Annotated in this window: 10 protein-coding genes; 1 reads left to right on the top strand and 9 read right to left on the bottom strand. The window is 35.2% G+C overall.

From position 1 onward, the window contains the following. Positions 1–38: 38 nt before the first annotated feature. The 5 genes from bshC to BAZ10_RS12630 form a co-directional block, all read right to left on the bottom strand. A complete protein-coding gene (gene bshC, locus BAZ10_RS12650) occupies positions 39–1,631 on the bottom strand; it encodes a bacillithiol biosynthesis cysteine-adding enzyme BshC (RefSeq protein WP_078772348.1) in 1,593 nt (530 codons plus the stop codon). Between the two features lie 9 nt (positions 1,632–1,640). Next, complete coding sequence (locus BAZ10_RS12645) at positions 1,641–3,581, bottom strand: putative porin (protein ID WP_078772347.1); 1,941 nt, start codon at positions 3,579–3,581, stop codon at positions 1,641–1,643. Between the two features lie 216 nt (positions 3,582–3,797). After that, positions 3,798–5,228 (bottom strand): RagB/SusD family nutrient uptake outer membrane protein, encoded by a 1,431-nt coding sequence (locus BAZ10_RS12640; RefSeq protein WP_078772346.1) that lies wholly within the window; start codon positions 5,226–5,228, stop codon positions 3,798–3,800. Positions 5,229–5,238: 10 nt separating this feature from the next. Continuing rightward, positions 5,239–8,166: a SusC/RagA family TonB-linked outer membrane protein gene (locus BAZ10_RS12635; protein ID WP_078772345.1), complete on the bottom strand. Its 2,928-nt coding sequence runs from the start codon at positions 8,164–8,166 to the stop codon at positions 5,239–5,241. Between the two features lie 452 nt (positions 8,167–8,618). Beyond that, complete coding sequence (locus tag BAZ10_RS12630; protein ID WP_078772344.1) at positions 8,619–8,825, bottom strand: hypothetical protein; 207 nt, start codon at positions 8,823–8,825, stop codon at positions 8,619–8,621. Between the two features lie 89 nt (positions 8,826–8,914). Between BAZ10_RS12630 and BAZ10_RS12625 the strand changes: the two genes are divergently transcribed. Then, the gene (locus tag BAZ10_RS12625) at positions 8,915–9,313 is read left to right on the top strand and encodes a peptidase S24 (RefSeq protein ID WP_078772485.1); all 399 of its coding nucleotides are present in this window, start codon (positions 8,915–8,917) and stop codon (positions 9,311–9,313) included. Between the two features lie 196 nt (positions 9,314–9,509). On the opposite strand, the gene BAZ10_RS12620 is transcribed toward BAZ10_RS12625, so the two are convergent. The 4 genes from BAZ10_RS12620 to BAZ10_RS12605 all read right to left on the bottom strand — a co-directional run bounded on the left by BAZ10_RS12620 (position 9,510) and on the right by BAZ10_RS12605 (position 19,085). Continuing rightward, complete coding sequence (locus tag BAZ10_RS12620; protein WP_078772343.1) at positions 9,510–10,955, bottom strand: SusD/RagB family nutrient-binding outer membrane lipoprotein; 1,446 nt, start codon at positions 10,953–10,955, stop codon at positions 9,510–9,512. Between the two features lie 11 nt (positions 10,956–10,966). Continuing rightward, positions 10,967–13,873: a SusC/RagA family TonB-linked outer membrane protein gene (locus BAZ10_RS12615; RefSeq protein ID WP_078772342.1), complete on the bottom strand. Its 2,907-nt coding sequence runs from the start codon at positions 13,871–13,873 to the stop codon at positions 10,967–10,969. A gap of 719 nt (positions 13,874–14,592) precedes the next feature. Further along, entirely contained in the window at positions 14,593–16,164 is a 1,572-nt protein-coding gene (locus tag BAZ10_RS12610; protein WP_078772341.1) for a RagB/SusD family nutrient uptake outer membrane protein, read from the bottom strand. An 11-nt stretch (positions 16,165–16,175) separates the two neighbouring features. Next, complete coding sequence (locus BAZ10_RS12605) at positions 16,176–19,085, bottom strand: SusC/RagA family TonB-linked outer membrane protein (protein WP_078772484.1); 2,910 nt, start codon at positions 19,083–19,085, stop codon at positions 16,176–16,178. Positions 19,086–19,262 lie beyond the last annotated feature (177 nt).

Below are 19,262 nucleotides of genomic sequence, written 5' to 3'. Positions count from 1 at the left end.
TAGCGTATATTATTATGCAAAAATAAACTTTTTTGTTTTTATAAAACCACCACTGTTAATTCAGGGCGGGCAACTTCGATATTCTCGTAACAAGTATTGAGCCAGTTGCGTCCATTTTCAGCGTAGAAGTTACTAAAATTAATTTTACGTTCCTGCCATACTCCGGCAGGGTTTACTACTTCATATAACTGGTTGTAGCGCTGATAGAGATCTGCCTGCACAATTTTTTCTGCACGAAGCAATCTTTTATGCATTCTTTCAAAAGATTTAAGCTGACGGACTTCTTCTGCTGCTACAAGGTTACCAAATGTTTTATCGGTTATTTCAGCTTGCTTTTTCAGCTCGCTGAACATAGATTTAATATTTTCTTCTTTTTCTTGCAGCAATGGCTGCAGAGATGTTTTTTCGAGCAGTTTGTTGTGAACAACTTCCTGATAATTTCCAAAGAAATTCTCTACACATAAGTCCAGTTTCCGGATCTTACGAAGTGTCTTCTCTGTGATAAAAGCCAGTGAATTTCTGGGTACTAAAATTGGAAATTCTACATCTATTGCTTCAAAGAATTTTTTAAGTTCCAGCCAGTACATAATCTCTGCATTCCCACCTATATAAATAATATTAGGCAAAACAGTTTCCTGATATGCTGGTCTCAGAACTGCATTTGGACTAAACCGCTGAGGATTAGTATTCAGTTCTGCTAATATTTCTTCTTCACTAAAACTAATATCTGTATCGACAACATGATAGGATTCGCCTACCTTTTCAATTCTGTCTCTGGACTCATCTCTAAGGTAGAAAAGGTTTATTTCTCTTGGATTAACCTGAACCTTACCATATTTATTGATCAGAACATCAACAGTTTCTTTAGAATTCTCATAAAGACTATTTTCCAGCAGTTCTTTTCTGAAAACCGGAGCCGCCAATGCTTTTAGTTTCTTATCATCTCCATTAAGGATAAGCAATCCTGAATCTCCAAAAATTCTGTTAACCAAAATTCTTGTCGCAAGGGTTAGCGATCTCCCTTCCTGATATGCCTCCTTTGCCCAGCGGACTAATTCGGTTCCGTATGTGAAATCTTTAAATTCTTTTTCAAAAACATCCAGGAAAGAAAGATCAGAAGACTTAATCCGCCCTACTGCCCCACCTGATTTTTCCTGAATCTGATAGAAATTACCTTCTGTTTTAAAATGGTTAATTTCATCAAAATCATGATCTTCTGTTGCCATCCAGAATACCGGAACGAAGTTTTTTCCTTCATTATTCTCATTCAGGTATTTGGCGGTTTTTATAGTCTGAAGAATTTTATAGATAAAAAATACCGGCCCGGTAAATAAGTTTAGCTGGTGTCCCGTAGTTACAGTAAAAGTATTCTCCTTACGCAATAGCTCAATATTCTGCATCTGCTTGGCGCTAATAGCTATATTTCGCATCTGCTTCGTCAGAACCTCTGTAAGAACTTCTCTGTGCCCGGTAGGATAGTTTCTGGATTTTTTATTTGCCTGTACTAAGGCATTATCTTTACTGAATTGTAATCCGTGGTAGGCCGAAAGATTACCATCCAGGTAATCCTTCAACATTTCAGGAATGCTTGGTATGTCCCTGAAATCAATATTAAAACGACAATCTGCCATTCTTCAAATTTATGAAAAAATATACCAAACTATACCCAAATTAAGCCTGAAATCGGCAACCGGATAATATGGTGCAGCAAAACCTTTATTCCCTGATATCGTTGTATTAATCTGCTGTCCTTCTATAAAGAACATCATAGTTTTTACTTTCAGATTAATATATAAGTCCATCATTGGTTTTCCACCGATAGAATAGCCTGATGTTGCGCTTGGCAACACAAACTCGTTAAGTACCGGGAAAAATTCTCTGGAAGCAAATTTACTGAAGTAATATGCTTTAACCCCTGCCTGAACTTCAGCCGCATCTTTGAATACTTTGGACTGGAAATATACATTTGCACGCCCAACAAAGCCTGGCATTGGCATAAGATCCTTATTATTAATTGCAGACTGGAATAATACTCTTCCGTTCAGATGGAATTTTCCGTATTTAAAAGTTGCATCTCCTCCAGCCTGAGTAATATTAATGGATGAAGTTGACTGCTGCATCTGTTTGTTAGCATCAATATAGGCATAGTTTCCAATACTGAAATAGTTAAGAAATACTGATGCATCGAACCATTTTAGTCTTACAATACCTCCGGCTTCTAAAACGCTCTGGTTTTTGAAACCTAAATTAACATAGTTGAAATTTTTATATTGAGATCCATTCAACAATAAGTTAAATGATGGTGCTCCGGATTGGAAATTTAGTTTCCCTTCTACAGCAAAACCTTCGGCAGGAATAAAGGAGACTTTGTTATTGATGCGAATAAAGTTCCCGAACGTACTTCCTGTAGTATATTCTGCGGAGGAATTAAGGTCGAATCTATTCCATAGTTTAACCTGTAAATTTCCTTCTACTCCTACTCTGTTCTCTTTCCATACGGTGTTATTATCTACAACATTATTTGGCAGGAAAATCTGATTAGTTCCCAGAATTACATTCTGATATTTCAGTCCGGCATCCAATTTAAATTTCTCTCTATCAAAAACCAAGCTTACAACATTTGTCAGTTTTTTAGAGTATTTCTTTGTCGATGGAAAAAAACCACTGATAATATCTGCTGCATTGTTTGTATAATAGCTTTCTGTTCCGTTCTGAGCATAATAGTATTTATTCCCTTCATGCATCAACATATGTCTGATCTTCAAAGGAAAAGCATCATTAATTCTGAATAAACCAAAATCATGGCTTAGGTAATACCTTCTGTAAGAAAAGAAACTTTCTGTATTATTAAGGTTAACCTCCATATTCAGCCTATTATTAAAACGGGAATCCCCGCCTAAAAACTGATCTAAAGTTTTGATACCACCGTTTTCTTCATTATTCACATTCTGATTAAGATAATGTGCATAGAGTTCGTAACGCCCTGTTTTATTCTTATAGTGTGCCCCGGCATTAAAGTTATTGCTCGCTGAAAGGTTTCTCTGGTAGATACCCTTGGCTCGAAGTCCCATATAATTAACAAAGAAGTTAAAATCTTTCCCAATATTCTGGGTATAAGTAGAACTTAGCACATGTCCGCTTCCAGGTGCGGTATGATATATAAATGAAGTTGTAGGTGTTTTTACATCATAGTATTTAATATCATCTACACCTAATATACTAAAGGATTTTCCTGTTGGCAATACCGCAAGATTCTGTTGCAGATTAGTTTCGTACACTAATGGATTAAAAGTCTGTCCGGAGTTAGCGAACTGAACTTTGCCAAAATTATCTTTGTTGTTATACTGTGAAAAGATATATGTTTTTTCATGTGAAAAAACCGTATCGAATATCTTTGCTTCCCCTCTTTGCGTTTTGAATTTATAGTCGCTAATTACAGGTTTAAAGATTTTCATAGAATCTTTTTTACCATTATCTACAATAACAGAATCTTCTGCAATCCTATTATTATCAGTCTTATTAACAACCTGTGCCGATATAGTTCCCGACACCAAAACTACCCATAAAAAAAAGTACCTCATCTTGTTGGAATGAGGTACAAAAGTAGAGATTTTTTTGATAAAGAATTACTGATTCTTAAAGTCAACCAATTTCACTATACGATCTTCTTTACTGAGGTCTATGTATATCCTAATAATAACCTAATCAGCAAGAGCTTTTATTCAAAAACAATCTCCTTTTTCAGCATACAGGCAAACACCTATCGCTCTCTCACCAGCACTGCTTTTGGATTTATATTATCTGTTATTATTTATATCTTTAGGAATATTTGGATTTGCATCAATTTCTGATTGTGGAATTTTAAGAAAGAAGCGCTTATCATCTGGTAACATAGGATTATTTGACAGATTAACTCTATGCCAGGTATCTCTTGGGAGCCCTCTTCTCAATCTTTTAGCATCATACCACTCCACTCCAATTTCTCCGTACAGCTCCTTTTTCCGTTCTGTCAAAATTTCTTCATATAGTGCTTCTCCTACATTTGATGACTTTATAGCCTGAGCATCTCTATTCTTTTGTAGTTTGTATAACAAACCATGAGCCCCAGTATCATCTCCTTGTTTATACATTGCCTCTGCCTCGATCAAAATCATCTCAGGAGTTCTCATTAAAACCAAATGAGAAGTAAAAGCAAACTTAAATTTTCTGGTATACCATTCTCTGTAATCCGTAATCCCGGCACCAGTTTTAAAAAACTGATTCCGAACATCGGTTGGAGAGAAAAGCGCAACAAAGGACTTATTGATAAAGGCATTATTGTAAGCACTCTCCGTTCGGGTATAAAAGGCATGTGGTGCCAACCAATAATAACTGGACTGATCTGCTTGTTGAGGATCTGCTAGCAACCATTCGTTACCTCTATTCATATCATCAAAACCTGATGCGTAAAATTGAGGACTTAGGACTACATCCATATTTCCTCCGTATGCTTTATTAGCATATTCCTGAGCTTTAGGCCAATTACCCATTACCTGATATACCCTAGCGGCTGTACCATATGAAACCGCTTTACTGAAATATGACCTGTTATCTCTATTTAATGTACCAATGGCAATAGCTCTTTCCAAATCATCTGTAATTAATTTATACATATCCTTCATCGTACTCATTGACTGACCCGCTGTAACATTCGATTTTGTATATATCGGCGGAGCTTGCAGATTGGGGTCATACGTATAAGTATGCTGAAACTCTAAACTAAGTTCAAAATAAAAATAGGCTCTCATGGTATAAGCTTGTCCCAATAATATTTTCTTATTATCTTCTGATATAGCCGTACTTCTCTCCACTCCTTCAATAAATGAGTTCACTTGATTAATAAGATAGTATGGAAAATTCCAGCTGAATTGTGACCTGCTAGAGTTTGGCTCTCTAAAATTATTTTCATAATCATCTCTGAACCAACTACCACTAAGTGCACTGATGTTCCCTTTGACCTCTCTGGCAAAATACATGGATCCCAAATTACCGTTTTCGGTATTTAAAAACTGACCTCTGGTTCGTCTTAATATTCCTGCAATGTGGGCCCTGGCTCCTTCATATGATCCATATATCACATCCGGAGACACAACATCTGTTGGTTTAGGTTCATTCAGATATTCTTCGCTACAAGATAACATGGCAACGAAAAGTCCAATAATTGCTATTATATATTTAATATTTCTCATTATTTTTATTTTAAAATCCTATACTAAATCCTAAAGAAATGGTTCTTAAATTATATGATCTGCTGTTTGTTGTCCCTGCCAAACTTTGCTCCGGATCAATTCCTTTGTGACTCTGCCACGTCCACACATTATCTCCCTGTAGAAAAATTCTCATACTAGACACCCCCATTTTCCCAAGTAAATCTTCGCTTACATTATACCCAAACGTTAAAGACTTTAGTCTTATAAAGTCGTTCTTAAACAAAAACCTTGAGGAAAGTGCATTATTTTGATTATTAGCCATGATATTAATGGGCACATCTGTAATATCCCCAGGTTTTTGCCATGCATTCTTTACATCTATAGATTGTTGATTTCCGGGCGATGAGAATCCTGACATTAATGATGCATAGGAAGAATCATATATATAAGATCCAAATGAAAAATTAAACAAGGCATTCAAATCGAAACTTCCGTATTTGAGGGAATTGGTAAAGCCCCCTCTGAACTTGGGTAAGGAACTCCCCATATACCTTTTACTAGCTTCCGCATTAGCTAAATTATAATCGGTAGTTTTTTCCCTTGTTACACTTCCTTGTGCGTCTTTCTTATCATACCACCAAGTACCCATTCCGGTTTTCGTATCAACTCCAGCCCATTCGACCAAAAAGAAATCATACAATGATGAACCGACTTCCCATCTTTTGGTTCCATTGATAAATGATTCCTGAGTAAGTTCTGTTATTTTATTTTTTTCAAATGTTAGATTAAGACTTGTTCTCCACTGGAATTTATCAGAAGTGACATTTAATGAGGAAATATCGAATTCCCACCCGTAATTTCTCAGCGCTCCTACATTAGTTGTAATCGATGTATTTCCGGTAGAACCTGGTAAAGGTTTAGCATATATTAAGTCTATAGATCTTTTGTTAAAGTAATCTACATTTACCGTTATTCGATTTTTTAAAAAGCCCATTTCTGCACCTGCATTTAAAGAAGCAGTCTTCTCCCATGTAAGAAAATAGTCTCTTGCTCCACCCAATAAAACACCTGTTTGCCCTAGTTGATTCCAACCCGTTGCAAAGGACATCATGTAAGGAAAATATCCATCCGTTCCATTATTCCCTAATTCTCCATAAGAAGATTTTAGTTTTAGGTAGTTGACGATCTTATTTTTGAAAAAGTTTTCCTGACTAACAACCCAGGCTCCTCCTACAGAATAAAAAGTTCCCCACCTGACTTCAGAAGCAAATCTTGTTGAACCATCATTTCTGACGGATCCTTCAATAAAATATTTATTGGCATAATTATATCCTAGTCGTCCCAAATAACCTACCAGTCTTTCCTGATTAATATACCCTCCAACTCCCTCGGAAACGGTTTTCCCATTTAGAACATATACTTCTGGTAAAAACCCTGTCCCTTGCGCACTAAGAGCATCATATCTATAATCCATCAACTCAAATATGGCTTGGGCATTAACATTATGCTTCCCAAAACTTTTATTGAAGTCTAAACTATTTGTCCAGTTTATGGTTTTCGCCAAATCCCTGCTTTGAGAAACTCTTCCCTTTACACTCGCAGCAGCGCCATAAGCAAAATGTGTATAAGAATAACTATCATAATTGTATAGCTGAAATGACCCCTGAGATCTTAGCTTTAGATAATCTGTAAGGGTAACTTCTGCATATCCGTTAATAAAGGTATCATATCTGTTATACCTGATTTTATTATTATATAGTGCTCCAAGAGCATTTTCATTAGCCAACAAAGGGCGCTGCGCATTTACAGGTCTTCCCGTAACTGCATTATTTCCATAATCGTATTGTGATCTGCCAAAGGCATCTAAAATAACATTCCCTTTTTCATCTCTCATATAAACAGGATAAATACCCGACAAAGTATAAACCCATTGTATTGGACTTTGAAATGCACTTCCTGATTGCATTGGATAATTTTGAGATGAAGCACTAAATGATGTATTCAATCCTACCTTCAGCCATGTATTAACCTTTGAGTCAACATTAGCTCTGAAACCCAAACGCTCAAATCTTGATGTTTTAATATTTCCATACATATCCAGATAATCTGCGCCTATAAAATAGGTTGTGTTCTCACCACCGCCTGAAATATTCAGTCTGTGCTCTTGCTTGAGAGCTGAATTATTGACAAGTTCCTTTTCCCAATCAGTATCCCACAACAATTTAGCACCGGCAACGACATTCCCATTATTGTCAATAGGATTGACAATATTATAAGGATTATATCCCAATGTATTTAATATATTATTTGTAGCATATTGTGCAGCCGCATCCGGTGTTTGTCCATTACTAACAATTCTTCCATTTCTTATTGCCTGCCAAGTATACTTCATGAAGTCTTCTGCCTTCAGTATTTTGTGAAATTTCACAGCTGATGAAGAAACCCCGATTAAAGAAGTAACATTAACTTTCGGCTTCGCATTGAGCCGTCCCTTTTTAGTAGTTATAATAATAACACCATTAGCACCTCTTGATCCGTACAAAGCAGTAGCGGATGCATCCTTCAATACACTCATCGATTCCACCTGATCCTGTGGAATAGAGTTGATATTCCCTCCATAAGGTGATCCGTCTACGATAATTAAAGGTTGAGTACTAGCATTAATGGATGAAACCCCTCTTATATAAATAGAAGGATTATCACCAGGCATACCGCCTGCGGCTATTACATTCACACCTGTTACAGTTCCCTGAAGTGCTCCTAAAATACTTGTTGCCTGCTGGGTTTCAATTATTTTTTTATCAACAGTTGCTACAGAACCTACTATTGCCTCTTTCTTTTGTTTGCCAAAGGCTACAACCACAACTTCTTCTATATCTTTAATGGAAGTTGTATCCGGTTTTTTCTTTTGTGCTATCAGTCCTTGCCCTATAAAGAACAGAACACCTACACTAAGCATGTGTAATTTTACTTTCATATTTAACTGGATTTATTTTATCATTAAAGCAACAGGAGTCTGGTACAGTAAATAATCAGCATACCATTAGAAGAGCATAGCAATGATTGAAAATCTTACTGAAACTAACTTGTTTAATTTATGAATGTGCCATGAACATACAGCCTAGAGAGTATCTAACTATTGAATACTATCCGGACTCCGTCGCAATATATTTTCGGGAGTATTGTACCAATGTTATTTTACACTGGTAATTCCCTGTGAAGAAATAAGAAACCATTGATGCTTTTTGTTATTTGTCGGTGATCGTACATGTACTAGATCTCATCAACAATGTTTCTCAGGATTATTCCACTATTATAGTATTTATGATATACTTTTATTAGTGAGGTTTCGTAAAGTGCCTATAGTTCAAAAATTTTATTAAAAACCTGTACACTTCTTTTTTATCCGGATTATGTTCGTTTGCAAAACTAATTACCTGTTCGAAAATCATTTATAGCTCTTTCCGAGGGACCTGCTAATTCGTAATATTTCTTACGTATAGCATCTGCTGTAAGACTATATTTTTCTTTACGAATACATTGTCTAACAAATTGAGGTGTCACCCCGAACTCATCCGCCAGAACTTTTACAGCTTCAGTATTGTAAGTCTGTCTTTTTTTTGTAGGTTTGTTCATTGCTCTTTTTGTTTCAATTAAGAAACAAGTATATAGAGTATTTTCTAGAAAACCAAATTTTTATAGTAAATAATCTAAACTTTAACATTTTGATCATTGACAGAATTCTACAAATTATCGATTTTAAGGGAATTAACAAGAACAAGTTCTATAAAGAAGCAGGTCTATCTAATGGATTTTTAGATAAGGTAAGGAAAGATATTGGGTCTTCGAAGATAGAGCAAATACTAAATGCATATCCTGAAATAAATCCTGACTGGTTTCTGACAGGAGAGGGGGAAATGTTGAAAAAGGATGTTTCCGCCACAAGAGTAAAAGAATCTTTAAAAGCCTACAGTCAGGAAGACGAGAAAAATATCATTAATGAATTGGAGAAGAGATACAAAGAAGATAAGGAACTCTATGAAAAACTAATCCTATCCTACAAGGAGAGAATTTCTGAACTTAAGGAAGAGATTGTATTCTTGAGAGAACAATTGAAAAAATAGTGTATTTTCTAAAAAAAATAGCAAATTAACTATACGCATTTTTCTTATTTTTAGTATCAGTTAAAAAGTAAAATTAGTTTTATTTACTCTTCAACATATCTTTTTGGATATTAAATACTTAATTATATATAAAATAGTAAACCCCGGAAGAAATTTCTTCCGGGGTTTTTATTATTAACTACAAATTATAATCAATTTACTGATCCCACCAAACTCTGGTCTTTAGAGACTCGAATGGAACAGGTATCCCAGGACCATTCTGTAATGAGCTTGTATTAACATTAATCTCTATCTGTGGATAGGAAAGCCTTCTTGGAATAATATTTCCAGTCATATTAAAGGATGGTATTTTTGTAAAGACAGGAAAACCTGTTCTTCGCCAATCTACCCATGACTCAAAAGCACTCTGAAACATTGTAATCCACTTCTGTTCCATAATCCGTTCTAATGAATTGTTAAAAGCAACTTTTGAGTCTGCTAAATAGACCGAAACTTTACCTGACAGTCCAAGAGCTGAGAAGTCCTGAGTAATCGCTGTATCAAAAGATATTTTGGATTTCACCATATCATTTGATCTGAAATAAATTTCTGCTTTTATAAAATTAACTTCGGCCGCACTCATTAATATGACAGGAGAATCTGTAGATGCATAAGCAGACCCTACTCTGGAAAACAGATTTTCACCGGAATCATCAGTATCTTCTCCCGGAATATTGCCCCTATATTGCCCTTGAAATCCAGCTCCATTATTTACAACTTTCTTAAAATACACATCTATTCTGGGATCATTCAATAGTTTCATTTTATCTACAATTGTAGATGCTACAGCATTATCTTTTCTGCCAGAAAGAACATCAAACTGATAAATAGGATTTGCATTAGATGCAGCCGTACCAAATCTTACAACTGCATTGGTAGCTGAAGCCTCTATTAAAGAAGGATTAGTTGCTAAAAATGCTGTTGAGGCACCGGGATTTCTTTTACTCAAATGATTAAGTAATCTTAACTTTAAAGAATTCCCAAACCTAATCCAGCTATCTGTATTTCCATTGTATATAACATCATCTGTTCCAGGCTTCAAACCTGCCAAAGAATTAATATTAACAATTCCGTCATCTATCATTTTTACTAACGCCGGATATATAGATTCCTGTTTGTCATAAGCTGGTGTAATATTCCCAGCCCCCTGCAACGCCATAGAAAATGGAATATCCCCGAAAATATCTGTTGTCACACTAAATACATAGGCCTGCAGAACCTGAGAAATGCCTACATATATTCGATCTCCGCTTTTTGTTCCCTTATTTTGTATCTCTCTTAGATCCATTAAAGCATCGTATACACTTCTCCATAAACCATCTGCAGAAGAAGATGTTATGTTATATCTGGAATAATCCAAAGGTTGACCTCTATGCCCACCATAATACTGAATAATGCTTGCCGGCATCCTGGCTGCATCTCCTCCCATAATATATCCTGTATTAACCTGAGAGGAAGTAAGTAAAGTATAAATTGGCACATCTGTAGGTTTATTAGGATCTTTATTTATATCCAGTTCCTGACGGCAGGATTGCATTACTATAAGAGATAATATTCCTATAGAAAAAATAAAATATCTGAATGTATTATTTATGATTCTCATTTTTCTGACTATTAAAATTGAACTTTTAAACTGAAACCAAAACTACGGGTAGACGGGAAAGCCATACGGGAAACACCTTGGGCATTACCTGTACCAAAAGAACTGGATTCCGGATCTATATGGGGGATTTTTGTCCACAAATATAGATTTCGCCCATACAACCCGAGATCTACATTTCTTATATAGTCAATTCCAGGCAATTTAAAACTATACCCAATAGATAATTCTCTCAGCTTTACCCAGTTATTTTTATATACATATTCTTCATTGGGATAAGCACTTCCATACCATGCAGAGCCTCTTTTAACAACAACATTATTGGGAGCACCGGTAGTACTGTTTACTCCAGGAAATATATAATTTTCATCTCTGTTTAGAGTTTTAGCAGAAACACCATAGACATCCAATAATTCTTCTGTTCCACTATAAAGATACCCCCCCTGTCTTATATCCAACAGCGCATTCAGATATACTCCTTTATATTTGAACGATGTACTAACTCCTCCTGTCCAGTCAGGCTCTACATAACCTAAATTTGCTCCATCTTGTCTAAGAGGAATTCCGTTATTACCAACCAGAATTTCTCCTTTTTCATTCCGGGCATATTTAGTCCCAATAATAGAACCATATCGCTCTCCTTTAACCGCATATATTGCAGGATTACCAGAAAAGCCACCCAAGTATATTTTATCTACACCAGGATAAATCTCTTCAACGAGCGAACGTATTCTACTAAAGTTGAATCCTACTTCCCAGGTAAAATCTTTTGTTTTTACCGGAGTAGCCTTAAACATAACTTCAATTCCGTTAGAAGAAGTTTTACCACTGTTGATTATTGTTCTACGTGCTCCTGTTGTGGGAGATATCTCCAGTGGAATAATACCATCTGTATTTACATTTCTGAAATAAGTAAAATCAATACTTATTCTGTCTTTAAAAAATCTCAGATCCGCACCTACCTCATACTCGTTTGTAAACTCAGGTTTTAAATTTAGATTATTAAGTGTATTGGCAACCGAATATCCCGGCAGGCCTATGAACGGAAAAGTTATACCATCTGTAAATCCATCAGTAAAAACACCTTTGTCATAAACATTGTATATCATATACGGATTTGCATCCCTTGCAGTCCGGGACGCTCCTATTCTTACTTTACCATAATTCATGATTTTTTTATTAATACCAAAAGCATCAGTAAATATGAATGATAAACTTCCACCTGGGTAGAAATAACTTCTGTTATTCTCGGGCAGTGTTGAACTCCATTCTTCTCGTCCGACAAGATTTAAATACAGGTAATTTTTATAGCTCAATGTTAAGTCTGCAAATACACCAAAAAGCGCTCTTTTTGAGGTATAATCGTATCCCGGATCAAATGTTTTAATATTATTGGTATTAGCAATTCCTGGTAACACCAAAGCCGAACCTTGCGTAATTAAATTTCTATATTTCCGTATATTATAATCCTGTCCTAAATTGAGCGTTAAATTGAAGTTATCAGTAATATTTTTATTGATATTTGCCATAAATGTAGACGTCAATTCTTCTCTCGTTATATCATCAAACCTCAACAAACCATTAGGACTACCCCCTGAGTATATATCTCTGAATAAAATTCTGTTATCACTGAAATAATCATTTCCTATGCGGTAACTCAACTTCAACCAGTCTGTAAGATCATACCCCAGATTAAAACCCGCAATAAAACGGTTACTATTTGTTTTAGCAAAATTTTTATAAACAGACCAGAGTGGATTATCAAAAGAACCGCCTCTGAAATTTATCTGCCTATCATTATCAGGCCTCTGATAACCATATCCTATAAGATCCCAGCTTACAGGTACATGAAGTATTGAAAAGACAGGATTATTCCCGTCTTGTCCTGTGAAAGGAATATTTCCCCATGATCTGCTATATGAAGTATTTACCCCTGCACTGAAACGATCAGTCAATTTAAAATTACCATTGAATCTAAAATTTACTTTTTCATACTCCTGATTCGGAACAATAGAGGTCTGACTATTATGACCTGCTGAAAAAAACAAGTTTGTATTATTTATAGTATGAGCCAGGGAAATATTATTCTCTTTTGTAATTCCGGTTCCAAAAAATGATTTACGCGGATCATATACTTTTAACTTTATTGACTGTGGCCCTTTACCAAGAATAGCCCCTGCAGCAACACTCTGTATTGTCTGACCTTCAATTTTAGGCCCGAACGACAGAGAGGTTCCTTCAGCATATACTCCATTATTTCCCTGAGCATATACGGTCTGATAATCTGGTAATTTCAAAACATTATCTACCCCTATCTTCGTAGTGAAAGTAATAACAGGCTTACCTCCTCTAACCTTTCCTGATTTTGTAGTAATTACCACAACACCATTGGAGCCTCTATTACCATATAGTACAGCACCTGCAGCGCCTTTCAGTATGGTAACATTCTCTATATCATCCGGATTAATATCTGCAACCCGATTGGGCGAGGCGATTCCTGTAACAGTTGTATTGATAACACCATTGTTGTTAAAATCACCATCATTAGCATTAGTAACAGGAATACCATCTATAACATACAAGGGTTCATTCGAATTTGTTAAAGACTTATTCCCTCCCCGTATAACCAAACGACTCGCTTGCCCCGGAGCACCTCCAGAGGAGATTACCTGCAAACCAGATACCTTACCACTAAGTGAATTCACAAAATTCTGACTGGCAACCTGTGTAAGATCTTCACTTTTCACTTTTGAAGCAGCATAACCTAATGACTTCTCTTCTCTTTTAATACCAAGAGCTGTTACAACTACTCCTTCAATATCCCGTATTGAAGAAGTGTCTTTTTTTGCTTTCTGAGCCGTAACGTTCTGCCCTATAAAGAACAAAACACCAGCACTTAGCATACGTAATTTCACATTCATATTTAAACAAATTTTAGTTTCAGCTTTTCACTATTACTTAAAAAGAGTTTGGCACATGAAACATTTGATTACGCATCCTTAAATATTTATGACAAAAGGTGAAAAGAAACTTTAGTTGAAAAATAATTTGCTTTATGAATGTCATATAAATGCAGAAAACCGGCTAAGAACCAAATGTACAGTGCCAAACTCAATAGTATTTACTATATCATAAGTAATATGTACTAAAGATAATTTCACCTTGTTGACTGTCATAAAAATCCGTATTCCATTACCTTACCAGTAGGCATACGATTTCTTACTCATCCGGTATGGTGCTATTAAATGAGCATTACAGAGAGTATTAAAAAAAATAAATCGGAGGAAATTATATGAAATTACAACGTATTTGTTGTTCAAAAAGTAGTTTCGTAAGGAGATGTATGGATACTTTATAGGTATTTACATACCTTTTAGATTTCAGACAAATAAAAAATATCGTTATGGAAGAAAAGTTATTTCCAAAAACCGCATTTATTTAATTATATGCTAACCCCTAATCAAATGCACTTATAACAGAAGATTAGGTATAAAACTTATAAACAAAAAAAACAGTAGTAAGCTATTGCAAACTACTGTCTAATGTGGTAATTTTATTTTTATTAATCCTGTATCGTTATTTCAGGACTAGTCAATAGTATAATTTTACTATTTCACAAATAGTCCTTTATGATCACTTACTACCAACCAGGATTTTGTTGACCTTTTAACGTCGGGTTTGACGCTATTTCATTTGCAGGTATTGGCCATAAGAAAATATTATTACTCGCTGGTATAGATTTCTGATCTGAAACTTTGAATACATATGGAGTTCCAATTTTATAATCTGCAGCTGCCGGTAAAGCATTTGCATATTTAGCGGGAATACCATCAATTGGAGCAATATCATCCAATTGCAATCTATGTATATCTGCCCATCTCATTCCTTCTCCCAGAAACTCTATTCTACGCTCTAACAAAATAGCTTTTACAGCGTCTGAATTTGATGAAAATGATGCCGACGTATATGCCTGAGAAGGACTTGCAAGAGACCTATTTCGTACTTTATTTAAATCAGCAAGATATCCAGTATCACCCAAACGCGCTTTCGCTTCAGCCCTGTTTAATAATACTTCTGCATATCTGATCAAAGGAGATGAATCTGTAAACAATGCAGGATCCTTATACTTATTTGTATATTTAGCTCCCGATGTTACAACCATCGTTCCTTCTTCTCTTCTTTTATCATCAGCTAACCAGCCTCCATTATTCCATATTACCGGGCTTATTGCGATCAGCTTTCTACCATTATACATTGCACCTAGTGCCCCATTTGTTTGTGGGTTGTTCGTTGCAGAGTTTTCTAAAGAGAAAACGCTTTCATTATTAGTTAAGCTAGATGCAATAGTAAATACAGTATTTATAGATCCTTCAATAGAATATTTTCCATCAAGCTTATTAGCCTCTTCAATTACTTTTTGCCAGTTTCTCATTCCTAAATAAACTCTGGTTTTAAGAGCAATTGCTGCCTCTTTTGTAATTCTTGATACTTTTTCTTTACCAGCTCTTTGTGATTTTGTATACAGATAGGATTCAGCTGTATTAAGATCATCAAGAATTTGCTTATAATTCTCGGCAACTGTACCTCTTCCTTGGTTAAGACCCTCATCTATTGTTTCTAGACTATAGATTCCTTTTGTTCTATATGGTACCCCTGGATGTGTTGCACCAGCAGTGAAATTATAAGGACGCGCATAAAATTTCAAGAGTTCCAAATGTGATATTGCTCTGAAAAAAAGCGCCTCACCAATATAGGAATTACCAAGATCTTGAGGGATAACTCCTTTCTGAACAGCTCCTTTTACTCCATCTATAACCAAATTAGCTCTGTTAATCAGCCTATAAGTATCTGCCCAATAAACAATATTATTTAATGTTCCAGATGCATCCCATGTCGAAGTATAAGTATACTGATAAAAACCAGCAGTACTTACCATATCTTCACCTCTCATATCATTTTGTTGAAAATAAGCTGCTCCGAAAGGATAACCACGTGGCGCACCATTATAAGAACCTATTTGTGCAGCATTATAAACACCTGTAACTGAAAGCTTAATCAGATCCGGATCTGTAAATGCCATTTTTTCATCTGCAGAGTTAATTGGAGAAAGATCCAGAAGATTATCTCTGGAACAGGAATTAAACATTAAAACACTTGTTAACAATGACACTCCCACTAATATATTAATTGTTTTTTTTGATAAATTTTTCATACTACATTATTTTAAAAAGAAACATTAAGACCCATTGAAATAGTTCTTTGTCTTGGAACAGTATTATAATCTATACCTCCAACTTCTAACTCAGGATCCATCCCTTTATACTTTGTGAAAATAAACGCATTTTGTACAACTGCAAAAATTCTCACCTTCGAAAGGTTAATTCTCTGAGTAATCTCTTTAGGAATTGTATATCCTAATGTTACATTATCAATTTTAACAAAACTGGCATCCTCAACAAATCTTGAAGATGTATTTCCATTCAGCCCCATAAAGCTTGTTTTTCCACCCCACAATCTAGGTGTCCATCCATCGCCAGGATTTTCAGGACTCTGCCATCTTCCCATAATTTCAGTACTATTGTTTGTAAAATCCATACCCAACATCTCTCTTCTTGTTAAGTTAGAAATCTTATTACCTCCACTAAATCTAATCATGGCACTAAAATCGAAATTACCATATCTCAAGGTTGTATTAATAGACCCGAAGTATGTAGGTAATGTATTTCCTAAAATCCTTTTATCTCCCTCCACTAAGTTTGAAACTTTTGACAAATCATTAGGGTTGTTCGAATCAAAAACATAGTAATTTTGATTTGCAATATTCCCTTGTACTAAAGATCCATCAGCTTTGTAATATACCGGATTTCCGTTTGCTTTATTTACCCCCCAATATTGGTAACCATATAATGATCTTATAGATTCTCCAACTCTTTGGATCCCTACGCTTTCTCTACCGGAATCATATGTAACAGGAATATCTTGTCCATTGACCAAAGATAAAATTTCATTTTTAATCAAAGTTAAATTACCCGATACATTCCATGAAAATTTATCTCCCTTAAAAATGTCTGCACTCGCAGTAAACTCCCATCCTTTATTAAGCATTGAACCAATATTCCTATTGATGGTATTACTAGGAATTCCTAAAGAAGGTGCTACTGGAGTTGCTAAAACAAGTCCATCATTTTGGTTTCTGAAATAGTCAACAGATAACGTATATCTGTCATTTTTCAGCCCCAAATCAATACCTATATTCTTTTTGATATTAGTTTCCCATCTAAGATTATCATTACCCGCTTGTATAAATGCAAATCCATTATTATCTGCATACCTTGCGGCTCCGTATAGTCCCCAGTATGCGTAATTTCCAATATCTGTATTTCCTACTTTACCATATGAAGCCCTAACTCTTAAGTTAGAAATTGTTTGCTTAAGTGACTCCATAAATACTTCATTAGAAACTGTCCATCCTAATGAAAGCCCAGGGAATGTACCATATTTGTTTGCTGTAGGCAATGAAGATAATCCATCTCTTCTTACTGAAGCCTGAATGTAATATCTCTGTCCATAGTTATAAGAAAGTCTTGCTGCATATGAAATAAATCCATTTTCCGCCATACTTCCCCCTGAAGTTTGTGTTTCATATGAATTGGAAATCACTCCTTGTCCAAAGAAGTCACTTGCCATGCCATACCCCCCTCCATTAAAGTATTTAGTATTATATTTTTGATACTCATTAATCAATGTTATACCAATACTATGTTTTCCAAATGTTTTATCGAAATTTAATATATTCTGAATGTTCCATCTGTTCAGGTATTGATATTCATCTGAAATAATACCTTTTTTAGCAAAACCATCTCCGTGAACTTTATTCCAGTACATTGTACCAGTCTGAGTAGACCTGTCCAAACCTATTTGTAGTTTATAGGTTAACCATTTAGCAAAGCTCACTTCTGCATAAGCACCCGCCATTATTCTACTTAAATAGGCATCATTTTTATTATTATCTAATACGTATCTTATATTAGTTATATCATTAAAGATTGCGTAATAATTATCCCATGGTCCAACTAAACTTTTAGATCCTGTATTATAAATATTATATCCTGTAAGATTTGACGGATCATAAACCGGGGTATTAGGAAGCTGTTTAGTTGCGTTAGCAATTGCAGAGGATAGTCCTCCGGGAGAATTTACCAAACCTCTGTAATCCGTTGAAGTATATCCTAAATTAGTCCCTACTTTTAACCAATCAGTAACCTTCTGGTCAGCATTTAATCTCATTGTAAATCGCTGCATAGAATTTGGAATAATGATACCTTCTTGATAAGTATATCCTAAAGAAGCATAATAAGATCCTTGCCCCATACCTCCTGAGAATGAAAGATTATGATCCTGTTGAGATGCATTTCTCAGTACTGCCTTTTGCCAGTCAGTATCATATGTATCACCATTGGCCCAAGATTTATTTGGTGTAGACAAATTAAGAGGGGATGTTTTTTCAGCAGTAATTTTTAAAAAATCCGGTGTATGAAGTAGATCAAAATATTTAGAAGGTGATGCTATACTAAATAAATTATTATAAGATAAAGTAAACCTTCCACCTTTACCTTTTTTAGTTGTAATAAGTATAACACCATTTGCAGCTCTTGACCCATAAATTGCGGTAGCAGCACCATCTTTTAATACAGATATAGATTCAATATCATTTGGATTGATATCTCCTAAAGCATTGGCACCAACATATCCAACACCAATATCCCCACTAATTACCGGAATTCCATCAACAACGTATAGAGGAGAAGTACCTCCCGTAATAGAGTTCACCCCTCTAACCCTTACAGTAGGAGCTGACCCTACAATCCCAGAATTAGCAACAACCTGTACACCTGAAGATCTTCCAGCAAGCTGGTTTTCAAATGAAGGAGTATTCAGGTTTTCCATTGCAGATCCTTTTATGGTAGAAATGGATGAAGTAACTTCATTTTTCTTTTGCTTACCATAACCTATTACTACAACCTCTTCAATTTCTTTTGTAGACGCTGAGTCTTTTTTCACCTTTTGTGCCATAGCGCTGTGTCCAATAAAGAACAGCACACCTGCACTAAGCACGCGTAATTTTACATTCATATTAACAAATTTTAATATTTCAACTTTTACAAATATGTTAATAATTTTTAACATATCCAAAAAAAACAACAGTATATACAGCATTGAAATAAACAAGACACACCATAACACCAAATAGCAAAAGGATTAGATAATTTATCTATACAAAAAAAAGTTAAATTTTAACATAACAAAATT

The sequence above is a fragment of the Elizabethkingia occulta genome (assembly GCF_002023715.1).
GTDB classification, from domain to species: Bacteria; Bacteroidota; Bacteroidia; order Flavobacteriales; family Weeksellaceae; genus Elizabethkingia; species Elizabethkingia occulta.
Note: the sequence above shows the minus strand (reverse complement) of the source record. Positions and strands in the feature narration are given on the sequence as shown.